37 protein-coding genes are annotated in these 26,828 nt (G+C 42.3%); 35 read left to right on the top strand and 2 right to left on the bottom strand.

Going from position 1 to position 26,828, the window contains the following annotated elements; genetic code table 11:
* Positions 1–16 precede the first annotated feature (16 nt).
* Together EW142_RS07750 and EW142_RS07745 are read right to left on the bottom strand one after the other, a co-directional pair.
* A complete protein-coding gene (locus EW142_RS07750; protein WP_130612035.1) occupies positions 17–1,726 on the bottom strand; it encodes a SusD/RagB family nutrient-binding outer membrane lipoprotein in 1,710 nt (569 codons plus the stop codon).
* 15 nt (positions 1,727–1,741) lie between these two features.
* Entirely contained in the window at positions 1,742–5,014 is a 3,273-nt protein-coding gene (locus EW142_RS07745; RefSeq protein WP_130612032.1) for a SusC/RagA family TonB-linked outer membrane protein, read from the bottom strand.
* Between the two features lie 467 nt (positions 5,015–5,481).
* Here EW142_RS07745 and rpsL point away from each other — a divergent pair, with 467 nt between their 5' ends.
* From rpsL to EW142_RS07570, 35 genes are all read left to right on the top strand, one after another.
* Positions 5,482–5,856, top strand: coding sequence for a 30S ribosomal protein S12 (rpsL, locus tag EW142_RS07740; RefSeq protein WP_031445118.1), 375 nt, complete (start codon positions 5,482–5,484; stop codon positions 5,854–5,856).
* A gap of 20 nt (positions 5,857–5,876) precedes the next feature.
* Positions 5,877–6,353, top strand: a complete 477-nt coding sequence (gene rpsG / locus EW142_RS07735; RefSeq protein WP_130612029.1) for a 30S ribosomal protein S7 — start codon at positions 5,877–5,879, stop codon at positions 6,351–6,353.
* Positions 6,354–6,361: 8 nt separating this feature from the next.
* Entirely contained in the window at positions 6,362–8,491 is a 2,130-nt protein-coding gene (gene fusA, locus EW142_RS07730) for an elongation factor G (protein WP_130612026.1), read from the top strand.
* 13 nt (positions 8,492–8,504) lie between these two features.
* The gene (gene rpsJ / locus EW142_RS07725) at positions 8,505–8,810 is read left to right on the top strand and encodes a 30S ribosomal protein S10 (protein ID WP_007094989.1); all 306 of its coding nucleotides are present in this window, start codon (positions 8,505–8,507) and stop codon (positions 8,808–8,810) included.
* 158 nt (positions 8,811–8,968) lie between these two features.
* On the top strand, positions 8,969–9,586 hold the full coding sequence (rplC, locus tag EW142_RS07720) for a 50S ribosomal protein L3 (protein WP_130612023.1): 618 nt from the start codon (positions 8,969–8,971) through the stop codon (positions 9,584–9,586).
* On the top strand, positions 9,586–10,215 hold the full coding sequence (rplD, locus tag EW142_RS07715; protein ID WP_130612020.1) for a 50S ribosomal protein L4: 630 nt from the start codon (positions 9,586–9,588) through the stop codon (positions 10,213–10,215). The genes rplC and rplD overlap by 1 nt, the downstream gene beginning before the upstream one ends.
* 7 nt (positions 10,216–10,222) lie before the next feature.
* Positions 10,223–10,513 (top strand): 50S ribosomal protein L23, encoded by a 291-nt coding sequence (gene rplW, locus EW142_RS07710; protein WP_130612017.1) that lies wholly within the window; start codon positions 10,223–10,225, stop codon positions 10,511–10,513.
* Between the two features lie 9 nt (positions 10,514–10,522).
* Entirely contained in the window at positions 10,523–11,347 is an 825-nt protein-coding gene (rplB, locus tag EW142_RS07705; protein ID WP_130612014.1) for a 50S ribosomal protein L2, read from the top strand.
* A 12-nt stretch (positions 11,348–11,359) separates the two neighbouring features.
* Positions 11,360–11,638, top strand: coding sequence for a 30S ribosomal protein S19 (gene rpsS / locus EW142_RS07700; RefSeq protein WP_097047030.1), 279 nt, complete (start codon positions 11,360–11,362; stop codon positions 11,636–11,638).
* A gap of 7 nt (positions 11,639–11,645) precedes the next feature.
* Entirely contained in the window at positions 11,646–12,053 is a 408-nt protein-coding gene (gene rplV / locus EW142_RS07695; RefSeq protein ID WP_130612011.1) for a 50S ribosomal protein L22, read from the top strand.
* Between the two features lie 7 nt (positions 12,054–12,060).
* Positions 12,061–12,777 (top strand): 30S ribosomal protein S3, encoded by a 717-nt coding sequence (gene rpsC, locus EW142_RS07690; protein WP_130612009.1) that lies wholly within the window; start codon positions 12,061–12,063, stop codon positions 12,775–12,777.
* A gap of 19 nt (positions 12,778–12,796) precedes the next feature.
* Positions 12,797–13,216, top strand: a complete 420-nt coding sequence (gene rplP, locus EW142_RS07685) for a 50S ribosomal protein L16 (protein WP_130612006.1) — start codon at positions 12,797–12,799, stop codon at positions 13,214–13,216.
* Positions 13,217–13,235: 19 nt separating this feature from the next.
* Complete coding sequence (gene rpmC / locus EW142_RS07680) at positions 13,236–13,427, top strand: 50S ribosomal protein L29 (RefSeq protein ID WP_130612003.1); 192 nt, start codon at positions 13,236–13,238, stop codon at positions 13,425–13,427.
* Positions 13,428–13,441: 14 nt separating this feature from the next.
* A complete protein-coding gene (gene rpsQ / locus EW142_RS07675) occupies positions 13,442–13,699 on the top strand; it encodes a 30S ribosomal protein S17 (protein ID WP_130612000.1) in 258 nt (85 codons plus the stop codon).
* Positions 13,700–13,701: 2 nt separating this feature from the next.
* The gene (rplN, locus tag EW142_RS07670) at positions 13,702–14,070 is read left to right on the top strand and encodes a 50S ribosomal protein L14 (protein ID WP_130611997.1); all 369 of its coding nucleotides are present in this window, start codon (positions 13,702–13,704) and stop codon (positions 14,068–14,070) included.
* A gap of 13 nt (positions 14,071–14,083) precedes the next feature.
* Positions 14,084–14,395: a 50S ribosomal protein L24 gene (rplX, locus tag EW142_RS07665; RefSeq protein ID WP_130611994.1), complete on the top strand. Its 312-nt coding sequence runs from the start codon at positions 14,084–14,086 to the stop codon at positions 14,393–14,395.
* Positions 14,396–14,397: 2 nt separating this feature from the next.
* Positions 14,398–14,949, top strand: a complete 552-nt coding sequence (gene rplE, locus EW142_RS07660; protein WP_130611991.1) for a 50S ribosomal protein L5 — start codon at positions 14,398–14,400, stop codon at positions 14,947–14,949.
* Between the two features lies 1 nt (position 14,950).
* Positions 14,951–15,220 (top strand): 30S ribosomal protein S14, encoded by a 270-nt coding sequence (gene rpsN / locus EW142_RS07655; protein ID WP_130611988.1) that lies wholly within the window; start codon positions 14,951–14,953, stop codon positions 15,218–15,220.
* A gap of 19 nt (positions 15,221–15,239) precedes the next feature.
* Positions 15,240–15,638: a 30S ribosomal protein S8 gene (gene rpsH / locus EW142_RS07650; RefSeq protein WP_130611985.1), complete on the top strand. Its 399-nt coding sequence runs from the start codon at positions 15,240–15,242 to the stop codon at positions 15,636–15,638.
* 18 nt (positions 15,639–15,656) lie between these two features.
* The gene (rplF, locus tag EW142_RS07645; RefSeq protein WP_130611982.1) at positions 15,657–16,199 is read left to right on the top strand and encodes a 50S ribosomal protein L6; all 543 of its coding nucleotides are present in this window, start codon (positions 15,657–15,659) and stop codon (positions 16,197–16,199) included.
* Positions 16,200–16,210: 11 nt separating this feature from the next.
* Positions 16,211–16,564 (top strand): 50S ribosomal protein L18, encoded by a 354-nt coding sequence (gene rplR, locus EW142_RS07640; protein ID WP_130611979.1) that lies wholly within the window; start codon positions 16,211–16,213, stop codon positions 16,562–16,564.
* A 7-nt stretch (positions 16,565–16,571) separates the two neighbouring features.
* Positions 16,572–17,096 (top strand): 30S ribosomal protein S5, encoded by a 525-nt coding sequence (gene rpsE, locus EW142_RS07635; protein ID WP_130611976.1) that lies wholly within the window; start codon positions 16,572–16,574, stop codon positions 17,094–17,096.
* 11 nt (positions 17,097–17,107) lie between these two features.
* Positions 17,108–17,287, top strand: a complete 180-nt coding sequence (rpmD, locus tag EW142_RS07630; RefSeq protein WP_130611973.1) for a 50S ribosomal protein L30 — start codon at positions 17,108–17,110, stop codon at positions 17,285–17,287.
* 13 nt (positions 17,288–17,300) lie between these two features.
* Positions 17,301–17,753 carry a 50S ribosomal protein L15 gene (gene rplO, locus EW142_RS07625; protein ID WP_130611970.1) on the top strand — a complete coding sequence of 151 codons (453 nt, stop codon included), beginning with the start codon at positions 17,301–17,303 and terminating at the stop codon, positions 17,751–17,753.
* A 9-nt stretch (positions 17,754–17,762) separates the two neighbouring features.
* Positions 17,763–19,106 (top strand): preprotein translocase subunit SecY, encoded by a 1,344-nt coding sequence (gene secY / locus EW142_RS07620; protein ID WP_130611952.1) that lies wholly within the window; start codon positions 17,763–17,765, stop codon positions 19,104–19,106.
* Between the two features lie 3 nt (positions 19,107–19,109).
* Entirely contained in the window at positions 19,110–19,325 is a 216-nt protein-coding gene (gene infA / locus EW142_RS07615; protein WP_011710675.1) for a translation initiation factor IF-1, read from the top strand.
* Positions 19,326–19,329: 4 nt separating this feature from the next.
* Positions 19,330–19,446 carry a type B 50S ribosomal protein L36 gene (gene ykgO, locus EW142_RS07610; RefSeq protein ID WP_013621733.1) on the top strand — a complete coding sequence of 39 codons (117 nt, stop codon included), beginning with the start codon at positions 19,330–19,332 and terminating at the stop codon, positions 19,444–19,446.
* A 2-nt stretch (positions 19,447–19,448) separates the two neighbouring features.
* Complete coding sequence (gene rpsM / locus EW142_RS07605) at positions 19,449–19,823, top strand: 30S ribosomal protein S13 (protein ID WP_130611949.1); 375 nt, start codon at positions 19,449–19,451, stop codon at positions 19,821–19,823.
* Positions 19,824–19,831: 8 nt separating this feature from the next.
* A complete protein-coding gene (gene rpsK, locus EW142_RS07600) occupies positions 19,832–20,224 on the top strand; it encodes a 30S ribosomal protein S11 (RefSeq protein WP_130611946.1) in 393 nt (130 codons plus the stop codon).
* Positions 20,225–20,324: 100 nt separating this feature from the next.
* A complete protein-coding gene (rpsD, locus tag EW142_RS07595; RefSeq protein WP_130611944.1) occupies positions 20,325–20,930 on the top strand; it encodes a 30S ribosomal protein S4 in 606 nt (201 codons plus the stop codon).
* An 18-nt stretch (positions 20,931–20,948) separates the two neighbouring features.
* Entirely contained in the window at positions 20,949–21,941 is a 993-nt protein-coding gene (locus EW142_RS07590) for a DNA-directed RNA polymerase subunit alpha (protein ID WP_130611941.1), read from the top strand.
* Between the two features lie 59 nt (positions 21,942–22,000).
* Positions 22,001–22,504, top strand: coding sequence for a 50S ribosomal protein L17 (rplQ, locus tag EW142_RS07585; RefSeq protein WP_130611938.1), 504 nt, complete (start codon positions 22,001–22,003; stop codon positions 22,502–22,504).
* 97 nt (positions 22,505–22,601) lie between these two features.
* Positions 22,602–23,729, top strand: coding sequence for a glutamine-hydrolyzing carbamoyl-phosphate synthase small subunit (gene carA / locus EW142_RS07580; RefSeq protein WP_130611935.1), 1,128 nt, complete (start codon positions 22,602–22,604; stop codon positions 23,727–23,729).
* Between the two features lie 102 nt (positions 23,730–23,831).
* Positions 23,832–25,121 carry a phosphopyruvate hydratase gene (gene eno, locus EW142_RS07575; protein ID WP_130611932.1) on the top strand — a complete coding sequence of 430 codons (1,290 nt, stop codon included), beginning with the start codon at positions 23,832–23,834 and terminating at the stop codon, positions 25,119–25,121.
* Positions 25,122–25,236: 115 nt separating this feature from the next.
* Positions 25,237–26,775, top strand: coding sequence for a glycogen synthase (locus tag EW142_RS07570; protein ID WP_130611929.1), 1,539 nt, complete (start codon positions 25,237–25,239; stop codon positions 26,773–26,775).
* The last annotated feature ends 53 nt before the right edge of the window (positions 26,776–26,828 follow it).

The raw sequence follows: 26,828 nt of genomic DNA, 5'->3' as shown, positions 1-26,828 counted from the left end.
TGTATCTGTATAATTTTTAGTTCGCTATTGGGAATGTTGGTGAACTAGGATTCGTATCCCAAAAAACCTGAACCTCTTGATTAGGTTTTGGGTCAACGGAAGAATTGTTGTTCACAAAATCCGCCGGATAGTTCAATGAACGAATATACGCTCCTGGCTGTGGCTCCAAGTTAGGTTGGAACGTTGTTGGGAATCCAGTTCTTCGGTAGAAGTTATATCCGTCAATTCCATTACCGAACAAAGAAACCAAAAACTGCTCTGCCAAGATATCCCACTTGCCATTGTCGTCTGCACCAGTAAAGGCAGCGCTTACATCATTGCTATGATTAGTTACCTGTCCTGCCGTTGGAGCAAAGGATAAATCTGCTGATGCATCCAAGCTACCGAAGGACTGTACTTTGGCCACTGATTTGGCCAAACCTGCAAGAATAAATGGCTCTCCACTGGCTGGGTCGGCAAGCATGGCAATTTCAGCTTGCATAAAATCTACGGAAGAAGCCAATAAGATTGGTGTTACACCAGCTCCACCGCCGCCATCTCCAACAGCAAGTCCTTCAAACCTACTGTCATCAAAAATACCTCCAGAAGGGTAAACCCCGTATATAGCTCTTAAGAAGCCATCAGGGGGAATACCAGCATTTTGGCCATGGTCTCTTCCCCAATACCCATTAGGTAAGGTACAGAAAGTGAAACCTCCATCCGTATAATGCTGTGGAACGGGTTCCAAAGAACAAGCAATGGTTTCTTCATTGGGTGGAATTTCTTCCCCTGGTACTGCGTTCACCTGACGGAAGAAATAATATCTAATTCTCGGGTCGTCAGCGTTATTCATCAAATTCATCAACCAGTTAGGCAGATAATCTGCACCCCCAGAAGGTGTGTAGTTATCGGCATATCTTGGGTGTCTAGCATCTGGAAGGATTGAATTTGTACCCCACTGGAATTGTAAATCTTCCGAGGTATCATCAATAAAATCCCCGCCAGCTACAATGGCATTGAAACTAGCAACAGCACCTGAATCCACCAATCTACGCTGAAGGTAGATTTTCATCTTAAGCGTATTACAGGCTTTCACCCAGTTGTCCCAATTTCCACCATAGTAGAAATCGTTTTGGGGCTCGGCCACTACATCACTTTGGAAATTAGCGATTGCCGTGTCCAATAGAGCTAGGGCTGCATCATAAATACTGGCTCCGGGATCTACATTTGGATTTAGAATTGGAGTTTCTGCCGACGCCTGAATTGCTTCACTATATGGGACGTCTCCAAAGAAGTCTACCAATGTTACGATCGTGTAGGCCTCAATAAACTGCGAGATGGCAGTATGTCTAAACAACTGATTCTCTACAGCTGCTGGAGCAAGTGCTCTAATATCTGCAAGGATACCGTTCACTTCAAGACCTGAAGGAAGACTTTCACCATTATCTCCCTGATAGGCGATATTCCACTCCAAGTTCAAGTTGGCAGGAGAAAGGTTAGCAATGTTTTGGTAGTTTCTACCATTCAAATAACCTATTCTCACAAGGTCACCTCCATTTTGACCCATGAGTTCAACGAAAGTCGCGAAGTCTACCTGAATTGAATTCAAAAGTAAATCCGGACTGGATTGATCCAAACTCAATTGGTTTGGATTCTCTGTAATATCTAGTTCTACGGTTTCACATGAACCTAATAATAAGGTTGCAATAACAGCGCAAGAACCAATTTTGTTAAATATTCTTTTCATTTCTGTTTTTTTTAATTAGAATGTGGCTTTTACACTTAGACCATATCTTCTAGAGCTAGGACCTGCCAAGAAGTCGAATCCTCTACCGTTACCAACACCTAAACCAGCTTGGTTTGGATCAAAGTTAGTTCCGTCAGGTACATTGAATGCTTCGTAGAACAAGTTCAATCCTGAAGCAGTAATGCTCAAAGAACCGAATGGAGTCTTGTCCAACCATTTTTTAGGTAAAGAGTATCCTAGGGAAACTTCTTGTAACCTAAGTACAGTAGCATCATAAACACCTAGTTCATCTGGTCCAAACAATACGTTGTTGAAATAGAACGTAGAGTTGTTGATTTGCTTTGTGTTAGGGCTTCCGTCAGACTCCTGCACACCAGGAAGAATGAAGGTGTTGATCCTGTCAACCGTGTCTGTGGTAAGTCCTCTACCCAAAAGGGTTGAAACCGTTCTTGAATAAATATCCCCACCTTGTGTATAGTTCAAAAGGAAAGAGAAATTGAAATTCTTGTACGAAATGTTATTGTTGACATTCAAAATCCAATCTGGGTTAGGATCTCCAATAACAAACTGTCCTTGTTCCTCTACATAATCACCGGCACTGTCCACCAAGAACTCACCAGCATCGTTACGAGCGATTCGGGTACCTACGATAACGCCTAGCTGCTCACCTTCGATAGCGGCATTACCCAAATCGGCAAAACCAGAATAAACGATAATGTCGGTATCTGCTCCAAGGTCTTTTACTTCAGCGTTGTTCGTAGTGAAGTTACTGTTGATAGACCAGTTGAAACCACCTTCTTCTGGGCTTCTGAAAATATCTACACCCAAATCGATTTCCAATCCATCACCTTGAATTTCCCCAACGTTGGTTTGCTGACGTGTAAATCCTGTAGAAGGATCTAGAGGTCTATCCACAATAAGGTCTTCTGTGGTTCTGCTGTAGTAAGAAGCTTCAAGGGAAACTATGTTATTGAACAATCTTGTTTCCAATCCAATTTCAAACTCAGTCAAAAGCTCAGGCTTCAAATTTGGATTACCCAATCGGTTTCCTACCGAGTTGGTTACAATATCAACTCCTTCATCTTGGAAGAACTGAGTGTTGATTCCAAGTGTCGTTGCAACAGGATATCCAGTTGGGAAGTTGGCTGAAGTACCAAAACCGGCTCTCAGTTTTAAGTAGTTCAATCCACCTTCTGATTTAATTTCCTCAAAAACAGATGTTGGAATGAAGGACAAACTTGCACTAGGATAGAAAATAGATCGGTTCTCTATATCCAAGTTGGAAACCCAGTCATTTCTTCCTGCAAGTGTTAAATAGATCCAACGATCGTAATCAAAGTCAGCTTGCAAAAAGGCTCCTGCAATGTTTCTTTCCTGGAAGAACTGAATTTCATTTTGGTTGGCAAAGTTTACGTGTCTGAAGACATCAAATACCTGCTGACCACTACTGGCCACACCATTACGATCTAGAACTTCCCTTCTTGAGGTAACACCTACGTTGAAAGTCATTCCCACTTTTTCAGAAAGATCATAATCACCGTTAAGAATGAAATCGTGGTTTAAAATAGTATTGGTGTTGTTCCAAGTTTGGTAGAAACCACTGATCAACTCTGCATTTGGCTGTCCTCTACCACCAGCATTTTGTTGGTTGGTGTTGTTTTCACTGAAGACGTCCAAACCGAATCGGTATAATAAATTAAGGTTGTCGTTAAAGTTGTAGGTAAGCGAAGCTTGACCAAATACCCTATTGGTTACCTGTCTTACTTGAGCATTGTTTACCGTCCAAAGAGGGTGCTGAATACTATTGTTTTGTCTGTAGTACACACTGGAACCATCAATTGGGTTCTGGAAAGGAAGACCTATTAGGTCAACACTTCGAGGTGTAAAGAACAATTCCCCGAAAACGGAAGAACCGGTTGCTTGGTTCAAAGCCCCATTACCAACACTGGCCGCAACAGGTGGGCTTTTAAAATCTGTGTTGGAGAAGTTAAGTGTACCTGCAACGGTAAATTTATTGGATAGGATTGCTCTACCACCAACACCTAGAGTATACCTTCTTAGGTTGTTGCCTGGTGTAAACCCAGTATCATCCAAGTGACCAAAGTTTGCATTGTAAGAAACCTTGCCATCTTCGGAAGATCCTCTAAAGTTGAGGGAATTGGTCTTAACGGTACCGGTTTTAAAGAATCTTGGCACACTATTATAAGGTCTCCAGTCGTATCTTTCACCAGCGAATTCTGGGAAAGCAGCAGGAATACCTGTGGCACTAGCTGCAGTTGAATACGGGTGGGCTAAAGTACCATTCTCATCAAAACCTACGTTTGCACGTGAATCAATACCATTGCTCCAACCGGCTACACCATCTCTGTCAAAACTTGGGCCCCAGTTACTGAAGAACCATCCGAAAGCCTGGTCAAACCCGTTACCGAATTGGTTCTGGTAATCGGCTAGCGAAGCAATTTCGTTAAAGAAGATAGATGACGTTACCGTAATCTCACTCTTTTTGGCCACACCTCCTGAAGAACCATTCTTTGTGGTTACCAGGATTACCCCGTTTCTACCGAGTGTACCATATAGGGTGGTAGCCGCTAGACCTTTAAGAACGTTTACGCTTTCAATGTTGTTTGGATCCAAGTCCAAGAAACGGCTGGAACCGGAGTTACCATCGATGAAGTCATCTCCGGCATCGCCATCTGTGCCACCAACGTTATTGGTATCACTGGAGAATGGAACACCATCAACAATGAATAAAGGTTGGTTACTTCCACTAAAGGAACTGAAACCACGAATGATGATGTTTGTACCCGATCCTGAAAGACCACTTTGCTGGGTAATGTTTAGCCCTGAAGCTTTACCGGTCAATACACGACCAACATCACCTTCCGACCTTTGTTCTAAGGCTTCGCTGCCTACCTCGGAAACTGCATAACCCAAGGCTTGTTTTTCACGACGAATACCCTGTGCAGTTACAATTACTTCTTCCAGAGCCTGGGCATCTTCTTCCATCTGGACGTTAATTGTACTGCCAGCACCTACTGTACGTCTAACTTCTCTTTGTCCAATGTAGGTGAAAACGAGGATTTGACCTGTACTTGCCGATATGGAATAAAGTCCATCAAAATCGGTTTGGGTACCCGTGGTCGTACCGTCGACGACAATGTTAACCCCAGGCAGCGGCAGACCATCAGAATCTGTAACCGTACCTGAAATCGTCTTGTCTTGTGCAAAGGAAATATGCACAACAAACGCCAATAGCAGCGTTAACAATCCATTAAGTTTTGTTCTCATTTTTTAATTATTTGAATTAGCTAGCCCCTAAAGTCATAATTTCATGTTAATAATCCAAAGGAATTTTCAGAAAATTTTAGAAATCATTAAGAATTTGGAAAGGATATAAAAAAGATCGCCATAATTGTAAAAACGTTATTGACAGCATCTTTTTTTGAGGATTTGGTAATAAATCAAGGGAGCCGATGAAAACGAGGGTTATACCTTAATATATATAGAGGGGAGGAGAGGGATTATTTATAAGAAGCATAGAAAAACCGAAACAGACTTTTCTTGTAATCGATCAAAGTAGTTGGCTATTTTAGTTTGGACTTAGGGCACCAATACAGCATATGCTTGGGTAGGATGTCAAACCCACCATAAATATTATGGCAAAAAAAATGCTCAGCGTTTGATTTATTCCTATTTATCATTACATTTGCACCCCTCAAAACGAGGGTTGTTTTGATTTTAAAAGGAAATTTTTAATGCCAACAATTTCACAATTAGTACGAAAAGGAAGAGTCACAATTACCAAGAAGAGTAAATCGGCTGCTTTGGATTCGTGTCCTCAACGAAGAGGGGTTTGTACGCGGGTTTACACCACTACACCTAAGAAACCTAACTCTGCAATGCGAAAAGTTGCAAGGGTAAGGTTGACTAACGGTAAAGAGGTGAACGCCTACATCCCTGGAGAAGGACATAACCTCCAAGAGCACTCGATAGTATTGGTAAGAGGTGGAAGAGTAAAGGATTTGCCTGGGGTACGGTATCATATCGTTCGTGGTGCATTGGACACAGCCGGTGTTGCCGGAAGAACACAACGACGATCGAAGTACGGTGCAAAACGTCCTAAAAAGTAAATAACTTTTAAGAAGAAGAAATGAGAAAAAAACAGGCAAAAAAACGGCCATTACTTCCAGACCCCAAATTTAATGATCAGCTGGTAACCCGCTTTGTCAACATGATGATGTGGGATGGAAAAAAATCCGTTGCTTTCAAGATTTTCTACGATGCCATGGATATCGTGGATGAAAAAAATACCGACGAAGAAAAAAACGCATTGGAACTATGGAAAGATGCTCTTTCCAATGTAATGCCCCATGTTGAAGTTCGTAGTAGAAGAGTGGGTGGTGCTACATTCCAAATCCCGATGCAGATTCGTCCAGACAGAAAGATTTCCACCGCTATGAAGTGGTTGATCAGTTATGCCAGAAAGCGTAACGAAAAATCAATGGCCCAAAAACTTGCAGCAGAGGTATTGGCCGCTGCCAAGGAAGAAGGAGCTGCCGTGAAGAAAAGAGTAGATACACACAAAATGGCTGAGGCCAATAAAGCATTCTCGCACTTTAGATTCTAGTTCATAAAATGGGAAGAGATTTAAAATATACAAGGAATATAGGTATTGCCGCTCACATTGACGCCGGTAAGACCACTACTACAGAACGTATTCTTTTTTATACCGGTGTGAGCCATAAAATTGGTGAGGTGCATGATGGTGCAGCTACCATGGACTGGATGGAGCAAGAGCAAGAGCGTGGTATTACCATTACTTCTGCTGCGACAACCTGTACTTGGGAGTTTCCTACAGAAAATGGACAGCCCACTGCAGATGCTAAAGGATACCACTTTAACATTATCGATACTCCCGGTCACGTTGACTTTACCGTAGAGGTAAACCGTTCTTTACGTGTATTGGATGGGTTGGTTTTCTTGTTCAGTGCGGTTGATGGTGTTGAGCCACAATCCGAAACGAACTGGAGATTGGCCGATAACTATAAGGTGCCAAGAATTGGTTTCGTGAACAAAATGGACCGTCAAGGATCTAACTTCCTTATGGTATGTAAGCAGGTTCGCGAGATGTTGGGTTCCAATGCCGTTCCAATCGTTTTGCCAATTGGAGAGGAAGCTGACTTTAAAGGTATTGTTGATCTTGCAAAGAACAGAGCAATCGTGTGGCACGATGAGAACTTTGGTTCCACATTTGATGTTGTCGATATTCCTGCTGAAATGCAAGATGAGGTTAAAGAATACAGAGCTGCTTTGATTGAAGCAGTAGCTGAATATGATGAGGAGTTGATGGAGAAATTCTTCGAGGATGAAGATTCCATCACTGAAGAAGAAGTGCACGCTGCATTGAGAGCTGCCGTTATGGATAGGGCTATCATTCCAATGATCTGTGGTTCATCATTCAAAAACAAAGGAGTTCAATTCTTATTGGATGCTGTTTGTCGTTACTTACCTTCACCTTTAGATAAGGATGATATTATAGGTACCGATCCAGACACTGGAAACGAGATTACAAGAAAGCCAGATCCAAAGGAACCATTTGCCGCTTTGGCATTTAAGATTGCAACCGATCCCTTTGTTGGTCGCTTGGCATTCTTTAGAGCATACTCTGGTCGTTTGGATGCAGGTTCTTACATCCTGAATAACCGTTCTGGTAAAAAAGAGCGTATTTCAAGAATTTATCAGATGCACTCCAATAAGCAAAATGCCATTGATTATATCGAGGCAGGTGATATTGGTGCTGCGGTTGGATTCAAGGATATCAAGACTGGAGATACCATGTCTTCTGAAAAGCACCCCATTGTGCTGGAAAGTATGGATTTCCCTGATCCTGTAATTGGTATTGCCGTTGAGCCTAAAACGAAGGCCGATGTGGATAAGTTGGGTATGTCTTTGGCCAAATTGGCCGAGGAAGATCCTACCTTCCAGGTTAAAACGGATGAAGCCTCAGGGCAGACCATTATTTCTGGTATGGGTGAGCTTCACTTGGATATTATTGTAGATCGTCTAAGACGGGAGTTCAAGGTTGAAGTAAACCAAGGTCAACCTCAGGTTGAGTACAAGGAAGCTTTGACCGCTGTTGCCAATCACAGAGAGGTGTACAAGAAACAAACCGGTGGTCGTGGTAAGTTCGCGGATATTGTGTTTGTTATGGAGCCTGCCGGTGAAGAAGCTGGAGCAGGTTTGGAATTCGTCAATGAAATTAAAGGAGGTAACATTCCTAAAGAATATATTCCATCGGTTGAAAAAGGATTTAAGGAAGCCATGAAGAATGGTCCTTTGGCCGGATTTGAGATGGACAGTATGAAGATTACTCTTAAGGATGGTTCCTTCCACCCCGTGGATTCTGATTCACTTTCTTTTGAACTTGCTGCCAAAATAGGATATAAGGAAGCTGCAAGAGCTGCGAGAGCAGTTTTGATGGAACCTATCATGAAATTGGAGGTGTTGACACCAGAAGAGAACATGGGTGATATTGTGGGGGATTTGAACCGAAGAAGAGGTCAAGTAAACAATATGGACGACAGAGCTGGTTCCAAAGTAGTAAAAGCTGAGGTGCCGCTTTCCGAAATGTTCGGTTACGTAACCTCATTGAGAACTTTGTCCTCTGGTAGAGCGACTTCCACAATGGAATTTTCACATTACGCAGAAACTCCTTCCAATATTGCAGAGGAAGTGATTAAATCTGTAAAAGGAGTAACCGCTTAAATTTTTCAGCAAGATGAGTCAAAAAATTAGAATAAAACTTAAATCTTACGATCACAATTTAGTGGATAAATCTGCTGAAAAGATTGTAAAGACAGTGAAGACTACGGGAGCGGTGGTTACTGGACCAATTCCATTGCCAACGCACAAAAAAATCTTTACGGTTTTGCGTTCGCCCCACGTGAACAAAAAGTCCAGAGAGCAGTTCCAATTGAGCTCTTACAAGAGACTGTTGGATATTTATAGCTCGTCCTCAAAAACCATTGATGCTCTAATGAAGTTGGAGTTGCCAAGTGGAGTTGAGGTAGAGATCAAGGTATAATTGAATTCCACCTGATAGGGTGGAGGACATGTCCTGGACGTTGGTACAGGAAAAACGGTGAAAGAAAAAAATCTGGGTCAGAACAGAGACTTTTCTTGACCCAATTTTTTTGCCCGAATATGGGCAGTTAAAAAAGTAAACAATTAATAATTATAAATATGTCTGGGTTAATAGGAAAAAAAATCGGCATGACCAGCATCTTTGACGAGAATGGAAAGAACATTCCATGTACCGTTCTTGAAGCTGGACCATGTGTGGTTACCCAAGTCAGAACCGAAGAGGTAGACGGGTACAGTGCCCTTCAGCTTGGTTTCGATGACAAGGCAGAAAAGCGTGCTAACAAGGCCGAGTCCGGTCACTATAAAAAAGCAGGTGCTTCTCCCAAGAAAAAAGTCGTTGAGTTCCGGGATTTTGAAGGAGAATTCAAATTAGGAGATACCATTGGTGTCGACCTTTTTGTGGAAGGAGAATTTGTTGATGTTGTTGGAACTTCCAAAGGAAAGGGATTCCAAGGCGTTGTGAAGCGACATGGCTTTGCAGGTGTTGGACAAGCAACCCACGGTCAGCACAATAGATTGCGTGCTCCTGGTTCCATCGGTGCGGCTTCATATCCAGCCCGAGTATTCAAAGGAATGAAAATGGCCGGAAGAATGGGTGGTGAGAGAGTAACAGTTCAAAACTTGAAAGTATTGAAAGTGGTTCCTGAAAAAAACCTTATTGTAGTAAAGGGTGCTGTTCCTGGTCACAAAAATGCTTACGTAACAATTGAGAAGTAATGAAGGTTGCAGTTTTAGACATTAAAGGAAAAGAAACAGGAAGAAAGGTAGACCTTTCTGACGATGTTTTCGCAATAGAGCCGAACGAGCATGCCATTTACCTGGATGTAAAGCAGTACTTGGCTCACCAAAGACAAGGTAACCATAAGGCCAAAGAAAGAGCTGAGATCGTTGGTAGTACCAGAAAAATCAAAAAGCAAAAGGGTACAGGTACCGCAAGGGCCGGTAGCATCAAGTCTCCTATTTTTAGGGGAGGAGGTAGAATCTTCGGTCCCCGACCTAAGGATTATACCCAAAAGCTGAACAAAAATGTGAAGCGTTTGGCAAGAAAATCTGCTTTGACCCTTAAGTCAAAAGAGAAGGCGATAGTAGTCGTTGAGGACTTCAATTTTGAAGCGCCAAAGACCAAAGATTTCAAAGCTTTTTTGGCTTCTTTGGGAATCGAAAACAAAAAGTCGCTTGTAGTGTTGGGCGGGTCGAATAATAATGTATATTTGTCGTCGCGCAATTTGGAGCGCTCCGAAGTTATAACTAACTCAGAATTAAATACTTACAAAATAGTTAACGCTAAAAGTTTGGTATTGACTGAGAGTGCTTTGGAAGGGATAGAATCGAACCTAAAGAAATAAGAATATCATGAGTGTGTTGATAAAGCCAATCATTACGGAAAAAATGACCGCGGACAGCGAGCTTTTTAATCGTTATGGATTTTATGTAAATCCTGAGGCCAACAAGCTTCAGATCAAAGAGGCAGTGGAAGCCACTTATGGTGTTTCTGTTGAAAAGGTTCGTACCATGAATTATGGCCCAAACCGTAAATCTCGGTACACGAAAACAGGTATCCAACACGGTAAGACCAATGCTTTGAAAAAGGCAATTGTAGATGTTGCCGAAGGAGATATTATTGATTTTTACAGCAATCTATAAGGACAAGAAATGTCAGTTAGAAAATTAAAACCTATAACCCCTGGTCAGCGTTTTAGAGTAGTAAACGGATTTGACGCGATTACTACTGATAAGCCGGAGAAAAGTTTATTGACTCCGTTAAAAAAGACAGGTGGTAGGAACAGTCAAGGAAAAATGACCATACGCCACAGAGGTGGAGGTCATAAAAGAAGGTATCGTCTTATCGATTTCAAGAGAGATAAGCAAGGTGTGGATGCCACCGTGGTTTCCATTCAGTACGATCCCAACAGAACGGCATTTATTGCCTTGGTGGAATACAAGGATGGTGAAAAAAGATACATCATTGCCCAAAACGGATTGCAGGTAGGTCAGAAGATTTCTTCAGGATCTAAATCAGCACCCGAAATTGGAAATGCATTGCCTTTAAGTGAAATTCCTTTGGGAACCATCATTTCCTGTATTGAGCTTCGTCCTGGTCAAGGTGCCGTTATGGCCCGCAGTGCTGGTACGTTTGCCCAATTAATGGCCAAGGATGGAAAATTTGTCACCATTAAGCTTCCTTCTGGAGAAACCCGAATGATTTTGGCCAACTGTTTGGCTACCATTGGAGCGGTTTCCAACTCTGATCACCAATTGTTGGTGTCAGGTAAAGCTGGTAGAAGCAGATGGTTGGGTAGAAGACCGAGAACAAGGCCAGTGGCCATGAACCCTGTTGATCACCCAATGGGTGGTGGTGAAGGAAGGGCGTCCGGAGGTCACCCAAGGTCTAAGAACGGTATTCCTGCCAAAGGATATAGAACACGTTCCAAGACGAAAGATTCCAATAGATACATTGTAGAACGTAGAAAGAAATAAAAGCAAAGAAAAATGGCACGTTCATTAAAAAAAGGACCATACGTTCATCATAGTCTGGAAAAGAAAGTCCAGAACAATATAGACTCAGGAAAAAAGACAGTTATCAAGACTTGGTCTCGAGCGTCTATGATCACTCCTGATTTCGTTGGACAGACCATCGCGGTTCATAACGGGAGACAATTTGTTCCTGTATATGTAACTGAAAATATGGTAGGTCACAAACTTGGGGAATTTTCACCTACAAGATCCTTTAGAGGTCATGCAGGAGCTAAAAACAAAGGTAAAAAGTAAGTAAGCTATGGGAGTTCGAAAAAGAGAAATGGCCGAGAGGCTTAAAGCTGAGAAAAAGCAACTTGCTTTTGCCAAACTGAACAACTGTCCAACATCGCCTAGAAAAATGCGATTGGTGGCGGACTTGATCAGAGGTAAGAAAATTGAAATGGCCTTGGCTATTTTGAGATTCAACCCAAAAGAGGCTTCCCGAAGATTGGAGAAGTTGTTGCTTTCTGCAATTGCCAATTGGGAGGCGAAGAATGAAGATGCCAACATTGAGGAGGCTGACCTTTTTATTAAGGAAATCCGTGTAGATGGTGGAACCATGTTGAAAAGATTGCGTCCAGCTCCCCAGGGTAGGGCACACCGAATTAGAAAACGTTCCAATCATGTAACCATGGTATTGGAATCTAATAACAACGTTCAAAGCTAGATTAGAAATGGGACAAAAGACCAATCCGATAGGAAATCGCTTAGGAATTATCAGAGGATGGGAATCCAACTGGTACGGCGGTAATGATTACGGCGACAAGCTGGCTGAGGATGACAAAATTAGAAAGTATATCCACGCACGTTTGGCCAAGGCCAGCGTTTCAAGGGTAATTATCGAGCGAACTCTAAAATTGATCACCATTACGATTACCACGGCAAGACCAGGTATCATTATTGGTAAAGGAGGTCAAGAAGTGGATAAACTTAAGGAAGAGCTCAAAAAAATTACCAATAAGGAAGTTCAGATCAACATTCACGAAATCAAAAGACCTGAATTGGATGCCAATTTGGTCGCTGCGAGTGTTGCCAGACAAATTGAAAGCAGAATTTCTTACCGTAGGGCCATCAAAATGGCCATTGCTGCGGCTATACGAATGAATGCCGAGGGAATCAAAATCCAAATTTCTGGACGTTTGAACGGAGCTGAAATGGCACGTTCAGAGTCTTACAAAGAAGGAAGAATCCCTTTGTCAACTTTCCGTGCGGATGTGGATTATGCCCTTGTGGAAGCTCACACTACCTATGGTAGATTGGGAATCAAGGTTTGGATCATGAAGGGAGAAGTATACGGGAAAAGAGAACTTTCCCCATTGGTAGGATTATCCAAGAGCCAAGGAAAAGGAAAACAAGAAGGTGGTAAGCGACAACAACGTCGTAGAAAGTAATAAGATAAAGTAAAGGAAGATGTTACAGCCCAAAAGAACTAAGTTTCGTAAAGCCCAGAAGGGTAGAATGAAAGGGATTTCCCAAAGAGGTCACCAACTTTCCAATGGAATGTTCGGTATCAAATCCTTGGATTCGCATTTCATTACTGCCCGTCAGATAGAGGCTGCGCGTATTGCTGCGACAAGATATATGAAAAGGCAAGGTCAATTGTGGATCAAAATTTTCCCAGACAAGCCTATCACCAAAAAACCACTTGAGGTACGTATGGGTAAAGGTAAGGGTGCGCCAGAATATTGGGTGGCCGTTGTAAAGCCTGGACGTATTATGTTCGAGGTAGCTGGAGTTCCTCACGATATTGCTAAAGAAGCACTTCGTTTGGCTGCACAAAAGCTGCCCGTGAAGACCAAATTTGTAGTAGCAAGGGATTATTCCGCCTAATGTCTAATTGGAAAGAAAGATGAAACAGTCAGAAATAAAAGAACTTTCGGTTGAAGAGCTAAAGGAAAAATTGGCCGATTATAAAAAACAGCACGAAGATCTAAAAATGGCACATTCCGTTACACCATTGGAGAATCCTATGCAGATAAAAAGCACAAGAAGAACGGTAGCACGATTGGCAACAGAATTAACTAAAAGGGAAGTACAATAATTGGTTTTTGCCTTATGGAAAAAAGAAACTTAAGAAAAGAAAGAATAGGGGTAGTTACCAGTAACAAAATGGAGAAGTCCATTGTGGTTTCTGAGGTAAAACGAGTGAAGCACCCAATGTACGGGAAATTCGTTTTGAAGACCAAGAAATATGTTGCCCATGATGAAAAGAATGATTGCAACGAAGGTGATACTGTAAGAATTATGGAGACCCGACCCTTGAGCAAGACAAAATGCTGGAGGTTGGTCGAAATCCTTGAAAGAGCTAAATAATCATGGTACAACAAGAGTCTAGATTAAAAGTAGCGGACAACACAGGGGCAAAAGAAGTTTTGACCATCCGCGTATTGGGAGGAACAAAAAGACGATATGCTTCCTTGGGAGATAAGATTGTGGTAACGGTAAAAGAAGCCACTCCAAACGGAACCATTAAAAAAGGTTCTGTTTCCACAGCAGTCGTTGTTCGAACCAAGAAGGAAGTTAGAAGGCCTGACGGATCATATATCCGATTTGATGACAATGCTTGTGTATTGTTGAATCCAACCGGAGAAATGAGAGGAACCAGGGTTTTTGGTCCTGTAGCAAGAGAGCTTAGGGACAAGCAGTTTATGAAAATTGTTTCATTGGCCCCAGAGGTACTTTAAAGCATAGAGAGAGATGAAATTAAAAATAAAAACAGGGGATACGGTCAAGGTTATCACAGGGGATCACAAAGGTTCCGAAGGAAAAGTGGTAAAGGTAGACCGTGAAAAGAACAAGGCTATCGTTGAAGGTATCAATATGGTATCCAAGCACGAAAAGCCAAGTGCTAAAAACCCTCAAGGAGGAATCGTGAAAAAAGAGGCTCCCATCCACATTTCCAATCTTTCGTTGATCGATCCCAAGTCAGGTGATACCACCCGAGTAGGATACGAAGTGAGAGATGGTAAAAAGGTAAGGTTGGCCAAAAAATCCAATGAAGTCATTTAGTTATGAGTTACATTCCTAGACTTAAGCAAGAATATAAGGAGCGCGTGATGAAAGCCTTGTCAGATGAGTTTGGCTACAAAAACATCATGCAGGTTCCTAAATTGGAGAAGATCGTTGTCAGCCGAGGAGTCGGTGCCGCGGTTTCCGATAAAAAATTGATTGATCACGCTGTTGACGAGTTGACCAATATTACTGGGCAAAAAGCTGTGGCTACGCTTTCCAAGAAAGATGTTGCTTCCTTTAAATTAAGAAAGGGAATGCCGATTGGTGCCAAAGTTACCCTTAGAGGTGAACGCATGTATGAGTTTTTGGACCGATTGATCACTACAGCATTGCCAAGGGTTCGTGATTTTCAAGGGGTTAAAGCCAATGGTTTTGACGGAAGAGGAAATTACAACCTAGGTGTAACCGAACAAATTATTTTCCCAGAGATCAACATTGACAAGATCAATAGAATCAACGGGATGGATATCACCTTTGTTACGTCGGCAAAGACGGACAAAGAAGCAAAATCATTATTAAGCGAATTGGGAGTACCCTTTAAAAAGAATTAAGATGGCCAAGGAATCAATGAAAGCCCGTGAGAGAAAAAGGGCAAAAATGGTAGCCAAATATGCCGAGAAGCGCAAAGCTTTGAAAGAAGCTGGTGATTACGATGCTTTGCAAAAGCTTCCTAAAAATGCTTCGCCTGTGCGTATGCGCAACCGTTGCAAGTTGACAGGAAGACCTAGAGGCTACATGAGAACTTTTGGTATCTCAAGGGTGACTTTTAGAGAAATGGCCAATCAAGGCTTGATTCCCGGAGTTAAAAAGGCTAGTTGGTAAACCGATTTAAAGAAAAGAAATGCTTACAGATCCAATTTCAGATTATCTGACCAGAATTCGAAACGCCAGCATGGCAGGTCATAGGGTGGTAAATATTCCTGCTTCCAATTTAAAGAGGCAGATGACCAAAATCCTTTTTGACCAAGGCTACATATTGAGCTATAAGTTTGAAGAGGACAAGGTTCAAGGGAACATCAAAATTGCTTTGAAGTACGATAAGTTCACTAAAGAGCCTGTTATCAAAAGAATTCAAAGGGTAAGTAAACCAGGACTGCGCAAATATGCCGGTTCTGACGAATTGCCAAGGGTACTTAACGGTTTGGGAATTGCCATTGTGTCCACTTCCCATGGTGTTATGACCAGTAAACAAGCGAAGCAAGATAACGTAGGTGGCGAGGTATTGTGCTACGTTTATTAATGATAAAAGAATAAAGAAATGTCAAGAATAGGTAACAATCCGGTCGCAATCTCTGAAGGAGTTACTGTAGAGGTGAATGACAACATCGTTACAGTAAAAGGAAAACTAGGTGAGTTGACTCAAGAGTTTTCAGGAGTTGCCATTGAGGTTGAGGAAGGTAACGTCATTGTGAAGAGACCTTCTGATTCTAAAGAACATAAAGCGAAGCATGGTCTGTATCGTGCTTTGATAGCCAATATGATTGAGGGAGTCACCAAAGGTTGGACCAAGGAATTGGAATTGGTCGGAGTTGGATACCGTGCCAGCAATCAAGGGCAAAAATTGGATTTAGCCCTGGGCTTCTCACACAATATTGTGATGAATATCGCCCCTGAGGTAAAAATTGAGACTATTTCTGAAAAAGGGAAAAACCCCATCGTGAAGTTGACTTCACATGACAAGCAGTTGGTGGGACAGGTTGCGGCCAAGATTCGTTCTTTCCGTAAACCAGAACCTTACAAAGGAAAGGGAATCAAGTTTGTAGGGGAGCAGTTAAGAAGAAAAGCAGGTAAATCAGCGTAATAAGCCGTACAATGAAATTATCTAAGACTGATAGAAAGTTAAGAATACGAAGAAGAATCCGCAAGATTTCCTCCGGAACAGCAGCTAGACCAAGATTGTCTATTTTCCGAAGCAACAAAGAAATCTATGCGCAATTGATTGATGACAACAATGGAGTTACATTAGCGTCTGCATCATCAAGAGACAAAGATATCGAGGCCAAAGGCACAAAAACTGAGGTTGCGGCCTTGGTTGGAAAAGCGATTGCGGAAAAAGCCAAGAAGATTGGTGTTGAAGCAGTTGCTTTCGATAGAGGCGGAAACCTTTATCATGGAAGAGTAAAATCATTGGCCGATGGTGCCAGGGAAGCGGGACTAAAATTCTAATAAGACTATGTACCAAAAGTATAAGAACGTAGAGATAGTTAAGCCAGGAGGACTTGAGTTGAAAGACCGTTTGGTAGGTGTACAAAGAGTTACCAAAGTGACCAAAGGAGGTCGTGCATTCGGTTTTTCGGCCATCGTTGTCGTTGGTGATGAAAATGGTGTTGTAGGTCATGGTCTTGGAAAGTCCAAAGAAGTTGCTACAGCTATTGCCAAAGCCATTGAGGATGCCAAAAAGAACTTGGTTCGAATTCCTTTGAACAAGGGAACGCTTCCTCATGAGCAAAAAGGTAAATATGGTGGTGCTCGCGTTTACATTAAGCCAGCATCCCAAGGTACCGGGGTAATTGCAGGTGGTGCCGTACGTGCGGTATTGGAAGCTGTTGGGGTACACGACGTATTGTCCAAGTCCCAAGGTTCTTCCAACCCCCACAATGTGGTTAAGGCAACATTTGATGCGCTTCTACAATTGAGAGGTGCCCAAACTATTGCAAATCAAAGAGGAATTTCTTTGGAAAAAGTCTTTAAAGGGTAAAAAAGGATAGCATGGCAAAGATTAAGGTAAAACAAGTAAGAAGCAGCATCAAGCGTCCGCAGAATCAAAAAAGAACGCTTGAGGCATTGGGTCTTCGAAAAATAGGTCAGGTTGTTGAGCATGATGCCACACCCAATATCCTTGGAATGATCAATAAGGTAAAACATTTGGTTTCCACAGAGGAAGCTTAAAAATATAATTGTAATGGAATTACATAATCTTAAACCAGCAGAAGGCGCTGTACATAAAGAAGGAAAACGCGTAGGAAGAGGAGAAGGTTCAGGAAAAGGAGGTACTTCCACACGCGGACACAAAGGTGCCAAGTCTAGATCTGGATATTCCAAGAAAATTGGTTTTGAAGGTGGACAGATGCCGCTACAAAGACGTGTGCCCAAGTTCGGTTTTAAGAACATTAACCGAAAGGAATACCAAGGAGTCAACTTGAGCAAGTTGCAAGAGTTGGTTGACAAAGGAGTTGTGAAGAAGGAAGTGACTTTGGACACCCTTGTGGAAAACCGTTTGGCCCACAAAAATGACTTGGTAAAGATTTTAGGTAACGGAGAGCTCAAAGCCTCCTTAAAAGTTTCGGTACATAAATTTACTGCATCTGCCAAAGCAGCCATTGAGGCCGCTGGAGGTGAAGCAATAAGTTTGTAAGAAAAGAGCATGAAGAAATTTGTTGAGACCATCTCCAATATTTGGAAAATTGAAGAGCTTAGGCAACGTATTATCGTGACCCTAGGCCTTCTTTTGGTGTATCGTTTCGGTGCCCAAGTTGTGCTTCCAGGTATTGATACCGCCCAATTGGCAGAACTATCATCAAATACCGAACAGGGTATTTTGGGTATCCTCAATGCATTTACCGGAGGGGCTTTTGCCAATGCGTCCGTGTTTGCCTTGGGAATCATGCCCTACATCTCTGCGTCGATTGTTGTGCAATTGATGGGAATCGCCATTCCTTACCTTCAAAAATTACAGAAGGAAGGAGAAAGCGGTAGAAAGACCATCAATCAAATCACACGATGGTTGACCATTGGGATATGTATCGTTCAAGCACCGGCCTACTTGTATGGTCTTAGTGCTTTGGGTGTTCCTGAGAGTGCATTTATTCTTGGAAAAGGTCTTGATTTCATTATCCCATCTGTGATCATTTTGGTTACAGGAACCATATTTGCCATGTGGTTGGGTGAAAAAATTACAGACAAGGGAATCGGTAACGGTATCTCCTTGTTGATTATGATTGGTATTATCGCCACGATGCCCCAATCCTTTGTTCAGGAGTTCATCTCAAGAACTACCAACAATACAGGTGGTATTATGTTTATGTTGATTGAAGTGATCATTTGGTTTGTTGTTATTCTGGCCAGTGTCCTTTTGGTTATGGCGATTCGACAAATACCGGTTCAGTATGCAAGAAGAACAGCATCTGGCGGCTACGAGAAGAACATGATGGGGTCCAGACAGTACATTCCTTTGAAGTTGAATGCTTCTGGCGTAATGCCTATCATTTTTGCGCAAGCAATCATGTTTGCACCCAGCCTTATCGGAAGAACATTTAATGATACCGCTGTAGGGCAATGGATGGAAGTGCAGTTCGCAGATATCTTCGGATTGGCGTACAACATATTATTTGGCATATTGATTATCATCTTCACGTATTTCTATACGGCTATTACCGTTCCAACGAACAAGATGGCAGATGATTTGAAGCGAAGTGGAGGTTTCATTCCCGGTATTCGTCCAGGGAAGGAAACTGGGGATTATTTAGACAAGATTATGTCATTGATTACCTTCCCAGGATCTATTTTCTTGGCCCTGTTGGCAGTTTTACCTGCAGTAGTGGTGAAGTTGATGGATGTGCAGGCAGGTTGGGCATTGTTTTATGGTGGTACGTCGCTATTGATTATGGTGGGTGTGGCCATTGATACGGTGCAGCAAGTAAATTCGTATCTGTTGAACAGACACTATGATGGTCTGATGAAAACAGGTAAAAATAGAAAAGTAGCATAACCTATGGCGAAGCAAGCGGCAATAGAACAAGACGGAACTATTATCGAAGCGTTATCCAATGCAATGTTTCGGGTAGAATTGGAAAATGGACACGTGGTTACAGCCCACATCTCTGGAAAAATGCGCATGCACTACATTAAGTTGTTGCCAGGGGATAAAGTGAAGCTGGAAATGAGTCCATATGATTTAACAAAAGCAAGAATTACTTACAGATACTAATACGATGAAAGTAAGAGCATCCATAAAGAAGAGAAGCGCCGAATGCAAAATAGTTCGCAGGAAGGGCAGATTGTATGTGATCAACAAAAAGAATCCTAGATTTAAACAAAGACAAGGGTAATTATGGCAAGAATTGCAGGTGTAGACATACCAAAACACAAGCGTGGTATTATTTCGCTTACCTATATCTACGGAGTAGGTAAAAGTAGGGCCAAAGAAATTTTGGAAAGAGCCAAGGTTAGTGAAGATACCAAGGTTTCTGATTGGAACGATGATGAAATCGGTCGAATCAGGGAAGCTGTATCCAGCTATACCATCGAAGGTGAGCTTCGGTCTGAGACCCAATTGAACATCAAACGATTGATGGACATTGGGTGCTATCGCGGAATTCGCCATAGATCAGGATTGCCATTGAGAGGTCAGCGTACCAAGAATAACTCTAGGACACGAAAAGGAAAGCGTAAAACGGTTGCCAACAAAAAGAAAGCAACTAAATAATAGATAGTATGGCAAAAGCAGGTACTAAATCAACAAAAAAGCGTAAAGTAGTAGTAGAATCTACTGGCGAAGCGCACGTTGTTGCTTCTTTCAACAATATCATTATCTCTTTGACAAACAAAAAAGGAGATGTAATCTCTTGGTCTTCTGCCGGTAAAATGGGATTTAGGGGATCTAAGAAGAATACTCCTTATGCGGCCCAAGTAGCTGCCGAAGATTGTGCCAAAGTAGCTCACGAAGCTGGTTTGCGCAAGGTGAAAGTATACGTCAAAGGACCTGGTAACGGTAGAGAATCGGCAATTAGAACCATCCACAACTCCGGTATTGAAGTTACCGAGATTGTAGATGTTACACCACTACCACACAACGGGTGTAGACCTCCAAAAAGAAGAAGAGTTTAATTAATTATAATCATGGCCCGAAAGGGTCTTCACGAAAGTGCAATGGAGATTATCGAAGGATAAGCCTTAATTCATAATCGCACTTTCAAAAACAAAGAAGATGGCAAGATACACAGGACCAAAATCAAAAATCGCACGAAAGTTTGGAGAAGCGATTTTCGGTGACGACAAGGCATTCGAAAAGAAAAATTATCCTCCAGGCCAGCACGGCAACAACAGACGCCGTGGAAAAAAATCAGAATACGCAATCCAGTTGATGGAAAAGCAAAAGGCCAAGTACACCTACGGTATTCTGGAAAGACAATTTAGAAACCTATTTACCGAAGCCAAAAGACGTGAAGGCGTTACTGGTGAGGTTTTACTTCAGCTATGTGAGTCCCGTCTGGACAATGTTGTGTACAGAATGGGAATTTCACCTACAAGACGAGGAGCCAGACAATTGGTTTCGCACAGACACATCACCGTAAACGGTGAAATCGTAAACATCCCATCATACTCCTTGCGAGCAGGTGATGTAGTGGGAGTTCGCGAAAAGTCCAAATCTGTTCAATCCATTCAAGATTCCTTGGCTGCCAATAGCAGTGTTTATGAATGGATCACTTGGAACTCAGAAAAGTTGGAAGGTACGTATGTGACCATTCCAGAAAGACTACAGATTCCAGAGAATATCAAGGAACAATTAATCGTCGAGTTATACTCTAAATAAATCAACATTAGTCCAAATATGGCATTACTTAATTTTCAGAAGCCCGATAAAGTTATAATGATCGATTCAACAGATTTCGAAGGGAAATTTGAATTTCGCCCTTTGGAACCTGGTTATGGATTGACGGTTGGAAATGCGTTAAGAAGGGTATTGCTTTCCTCATTGGAAGGTTTTGCCATTACTTCTGTACGTATCGATGGTGTTGAGCACGAGTTTTCAGTGATTCCTGGCGTTGTGGAAGACGTTACAGAAATCATTTTGAACCTAAAACAGGTACGTTTCAAAAGACAGATTGATGACGTAGAAAGTGAAACCGTTTCTGTTTCTGTTAGCGGAAAAGAGCAGTTGACCGCTGGGGATTTCCAGAAGTTTATTTCTGGTTACCAAGTATTGAACCCCGATTTGGTCATTTGCAATATGGATCCAAAGGTGAACGTCAACCTTGAGATCATTATTGAAAAAGGTCGTGGATATGTTCCTGCAGAGGAAAACAAGAAATCCAATGCCCCTTTGGGCAGCATTGCCGTTGATTCTGTTTACACTCCTGTTAAGAATGTAAAATACAGTATCGAGAACTTTAGGGTTGAGCAAAAGACTGACTATGAAAAGTTGGTTTTTGAAATCGTTACCGATGGTTCCATTCACCCAAAAGATGCTTTGACCGAAGCGGCGAAGGTGTTGATTCACCATTTTATGTTGTTCTCAGATGAGCGCATCACCCTAGAGGCTGATGAAATTGCACAAACCGAGACCTACGATGAGGAATCATTGCACATGCGTCAGTTGTTGAAGACCAAGTTGGTTGATATGGACTTGTCCGTAAGAGCCTTGAATTGTTTGAAAGCTGCAGAAGTGGATACCTTGGGAGATTTGGTTTCCTTCAACAAGAACGATTTGATGAAGTTTAGAAACTTCGGTAAAAAATCCTTGACTGAATTGGAAGAGTTGGTCATCAACAAGGGACTTCAGTTTGGTATGGATTTGAGCAAATACAAATTAGATAAAGATTAATAATCATATTTTGCTCCCCGAGTACATCGGGTTTGGTAGCAAGATGATAACTTAAGAAGATGAGACACGGAAAAAAATTCAATCATTTAGGAAGAACGGCAGCCCACAGAAAGGCGATGTTGGCGAATATGGGATGCTCCTTGATTGAACACAAGAGAATCAATACAACGGTTGCAAAGGCCAAGGCCTTAAAGCAATTTATCGAACCTTTGATCACCAAGGCCAAGACCGAGAACAATCAAACTACGGAAAAAGGTACGCACAATCGGAGAGTGGTTTTCAGTAACCTTAGAAACAAGCACGCTGTAACTGAATTGTTCAGTACAGTGGCTGAAAAGGTTGGTGATAGGCCAGGAGGATATACCCGAATCATTAAATTGGGTAATCGATTGGGTGACAACGCCGATATGGCCATGATCGAATTGGTTGATTTCAACGAATTGTACAATGCAGAAAAACCTGCCAAGAAGAAATCAACAAGAAGAAGTAGAAGAGGAGGAACGAAAAAAGTGGAAGCTGCCGCTCCGGTAGCAGAAACCAAAGCTGACGACTCAGAAGAATAAAAAAATGTTATTAACTATTGGAATAGTGGAAAAAGGATAAGTGAGAACTTATCCTTTTTTTGTGTTTTTTTGTGAAAATGAAATTGTTTTAAAAGCTATGAAGTATCAAGCAAAAAGGAAAGCGCTGATTTTACTCGCGGACGGAACTATCTTTTATGGGAAATCTGTAGGAAACAAAGAAGGAACCGCCGTGGGTGAGGTATGTTTCAACACCGGCATGACAGGCTATCAAGAAATTTTCACCGATCCCTCCTATTTTGGGCAATTGATGGTGACCACCAATGCCCACATTGGGAATTACGGTACCAATCGAGATGAAGTGGAATCGGATTCCATTAAAATTTCTGGCTTGATCTGTAAAAATTTCAGCTATGAGTATTCACGTCCCGATGCGGACATGAGCCTGCTCGAATTTTTGGATGAAAACCAGCTTTTTGCAATTTCCGATGTGGATACCCGAGCTTTGGTAAGCTACATTCGAGACAATGGTGCTATGAACGCCGTGATTTCAACAAGGGTCGATGAAATTGATGCGCTGAAAGCCGAATTGAAAAACGTGCCCAGTATGGAAGGTTTGGAACTCGCTTCCAAGGTTTCCACAAGCGAACCCTATTACTACGGAGCTGAAAACGCAGAATACCGTATTTCAGCTTTGGATATAGGAATCAAAAAGAACATCCTTCGAAACTTGGCCAAAAGAGGTGCTTACATTAAGGTCTTCCCCTACAATACCCCGTTTGATGAAATGAAAGCCTGGAATCCAGATGGGTACTTCATTTCCAATGGACCTGGAGATCCAGAACCCCTAAATGATGCCATTGCCACGGCAAAAGAAATGATTCAAGCCGAGAAACCATTGTTCGGTATTTGTTTGGGTCACCAAGTCTTGGCCTTGGCCAATGGAGTTTCTACCTACAAAATGCACCACGGGCACCGCGGAATCAACCATCCTATTCTGAACCTTATAACGGGCAGGGGAGAAATCACATCCCAGAACCATGGTTTTGCCATAAGCCGGGAGGATACCGAAGCCAATACCGATTTGGAAATAACCCACGTGCATTTGAATGACAATACCGTTGCTGGAATCAAGATGAAGGATAAGGATGTATTTTCTGTACAATACCATCCGGAAGCCAGTCCTGGCCCACATGATGCCGAGTATTTGTTCGACCAGTTTTTCGAGGCTATAAAGGCGAGCAGTAACAAAAACGTTGTAGTTTAACGAATTGTTATTTTTCTGTGCGTAATCCTATTCTCAAAGCCTGAGAACAATAAGGCTTTTGTATCTTTGCCAAATTAATTTCAACCAAAAAAATACTTCAAAATGAGTATCATAATCAACATTCATGCACGGCAAATATTAGATTCAAGAGGTAACCCAACTGTTGAAGTTGACGTAATTACCGAAAACGGAGTTTTGGGTAGAGCCGCAGTTCCATCTGGAGCTTCTACCGGAGAGCATGAAGCTGTTGAGTTGAGGGATGGAGGCAACACCTTTATGGGAAAAGGTGTGAGCCAAGCCGTCTCTAATGTAAATACCGTTATTGCAGAGGAATTGGTGGGAACGTCGGTTTTTGAGCAGAACTATATCGATGAAACCATGATTGCCCTGGACGGTACACCCAACAAATCCAAGTTGGGGGCCAATGCAATTTTAGGAGTTTCTTTGGCAGCTGCTAAAGCTGCGGCGAACGAATTAGGGATGCCTTTGTATCGCTATGTAGGTGGTGTAAGCGCCAATACCTTGCCTGTTCCCATGATGAACATCATCAACGGAGGTTCACACTCCGATGCACCCATTGCTTTTCAAGAATTTATGGTAATGCCTGTGAAGGCCAAGGATTTCTCACACGCCATGCAAATGGGAACTGAGATTTTCCATAACCTAAAAAAGGTATTGCACGATAGAGGACTAAGCACTGCGGTAGGGGATGAAGGAGGATTTGCCCCAACCTTGGATGGAACTGAAGATGCTTTGGATACGATTGGCAAAGCTGTGGACAAAGCAGGCTACAAGTTAGGGGATGATGTGATGATCGCCCTCGATTGCGCTGCTGCTGAATTCTTTGAAAACGGAAAATATGACTACACCAAGTTCGAAGGCGATAAGGGAGCGGTAAGAAGTTCAGAAGAGCAAGCTCAATACTTGGCGGACCTTTGTGCAAAATATCCGATTATCTCCATCGAAGATGGGATGGATGAGAACGATTGGGACGGTTGGAAAACGCTGACTGAAAAAGTTGGGGAAAGTGTGCAGCTTGTAGGTGATGATTTATTCGTGACCAATGTGGAACGCCTTTCTAGAGGAATCGAAAACAACATCGCCAATTCTATTTTGATCAAGGTAAACCAAATAGGAACCTTATCAGAAACGATTGCAGCGGTGAACATGGCCAAAAATGCAGGATATACTTCTGTTATGTCACACCGTTCCGGAGAAACAGAAGATAACACCATAGCCGATTTGGCAGTGGCTTTGAATACTGGACAGATCAAAACAGGTTCTGCCTCACGTAGTGATCGTATGGCCAAATACAATCAGTTGCTTCGCATAGAAGAAGAATTGGGCAGTACTGCGTACTATCCGCAGGAAAAGGCTTTTAAAGTCAACTGATTCATAATGATTTTTTAGCATTGCAAGGGCCTTTTCCATTTGGGAAAGGCTTTTTTTTGTTTACGAAACAAACTTTGGTACCTTAACAAAACCGAACCTTCTAACAATCCCCCCAATGAACAACTTTTTATTCGTTTCAGCCGAAAATGATGCGATACCCAACTGCAAGGCAGGCGGTATGGGCGATGTGGTACGTGACGTACCAAGGCAAATATCTGAAAGGGGCGATAAGGTGCATGTCATTGTCCCATCTTATGGCCGACTGCACCAAGATGGGATTTTTAAGACAAGCTTAAACTTCGACCTTCGGATTATGGGATATACGGCTGAACTTTATGAGGTACGGCCCAAAAAAGAGTTTCCAAATATCACCCATTACGTCATCCATCACCCCGAAATAGAAGCAGGGGATATTGCCCATATCTATCACAATGATCCCAAAGAGCCCTTTTATACGGACGCCATTAAATACTTCATTTTTTGTACCGCTGTTGCAGAAGCTATTAAGAGGGAAGCTTTCGGAAAGTTGGATGTGGTGCATTTGCATGACTGGCACACCAGTTTGGTCCTTTTTCTTCGTGAATACCACAAAGAGTACGAAACGCTGAAGCCCATTCGGTTTGTGTACAGCATCCATAATTTGGCAATTCAGGGGATTCGTCCCTTTGCGGATAATTATTCTTCGTTGGAAAATTGGTTTCCGAATGTACCCTTGGATGAAAAAGCACTAATGGACTATCGCTATCAAGATTGCATTAATCTTATGGCGGTCGGTATTCGATTTGCGGATGCTGTCCATACGGTGTCGCCCAGTTATAAGAAAGATGTTCTCTTGCCCAGTTCCCCTCCTGAATTTATAGGCGGCGAGGGTTTAGAAAAGGACCTTCAAAAAGCGGATGAAGAAGGCCGTCTTTTTGGCATTCTCAATGGATGCAACTACAAAAACATCAACAAGGAAAAGAAAGGACTCATTTATCGTAATACCATCAAGGCCCTGTTTCAATGGTTACAAGAAGAATCCAAAAAGTACAAAGCTGACTTTCTGGCCCATACCGGCGAGAAAATCATGGATTTTGTGGATAATCGCCCCAAATTCATTGCGTCGAGCGTAGCACGTTTAACGGAACAAAAATTCTATTTCTTCAAGCGTTCCCCTGAAGCTTTTGTAGAGATTTTGAAGCGATTGGAAAAGGTGGATGGAATTTTCATGCTATTGGGCACAGGTGCTCCTGAGTATGAAGAATTGTTCAGGGAGTTGAGCTATGAGCACAAAAACTTTGTGTTCACCAATGGGCAATCGGAAAAGCTGATAGATTCCATCTACTTGGAGTCTGACTTATATTTTATGCCCAGCCTTTTCGAACCTTGTGGTATTAGCCAAATGTTGGCCATGCGCAACGGTAATCCGTGTTTGGTACATCATACCGGCGGACTAAAAGATACCGTGGAACACTTAAAAACCGGTTTCGGTTTCGATGGGGATACCTACGACAAGAAAATCAAGAATATGCTGGACACCCTCGATTTGGCCCTTGATATGTATGCCAATGACCCACCCGCTTGGAAAAAGATTCAGGCCAATGCGAAACGCATGCGTTTCACTTGGAAAAAATCAGTGGATGAGTATTACCTTTCTCTGTACGAACTGGCGTAAATGAGGTGAGATTTTTGATCTTCTTTTTTCCTGTTAAGAACAATATAAATGGG

It is taken from the genome of Flagellimonas allohymeniacidonis, from assembly GCF_004296335.1.
GTDB classification, from domain to species: domain Bacteria; phylum Bacteroidota; class Bacteroidia; order Flavobacteriales; family Flavobacteriaceae; genus Flagellimonas; species Flagellimonas allohymeniacidonis.
Note: the sequence above shows the minus strand (reverse complement) of the source record. Positions and strands in the feature narration are given on the sequence as shown.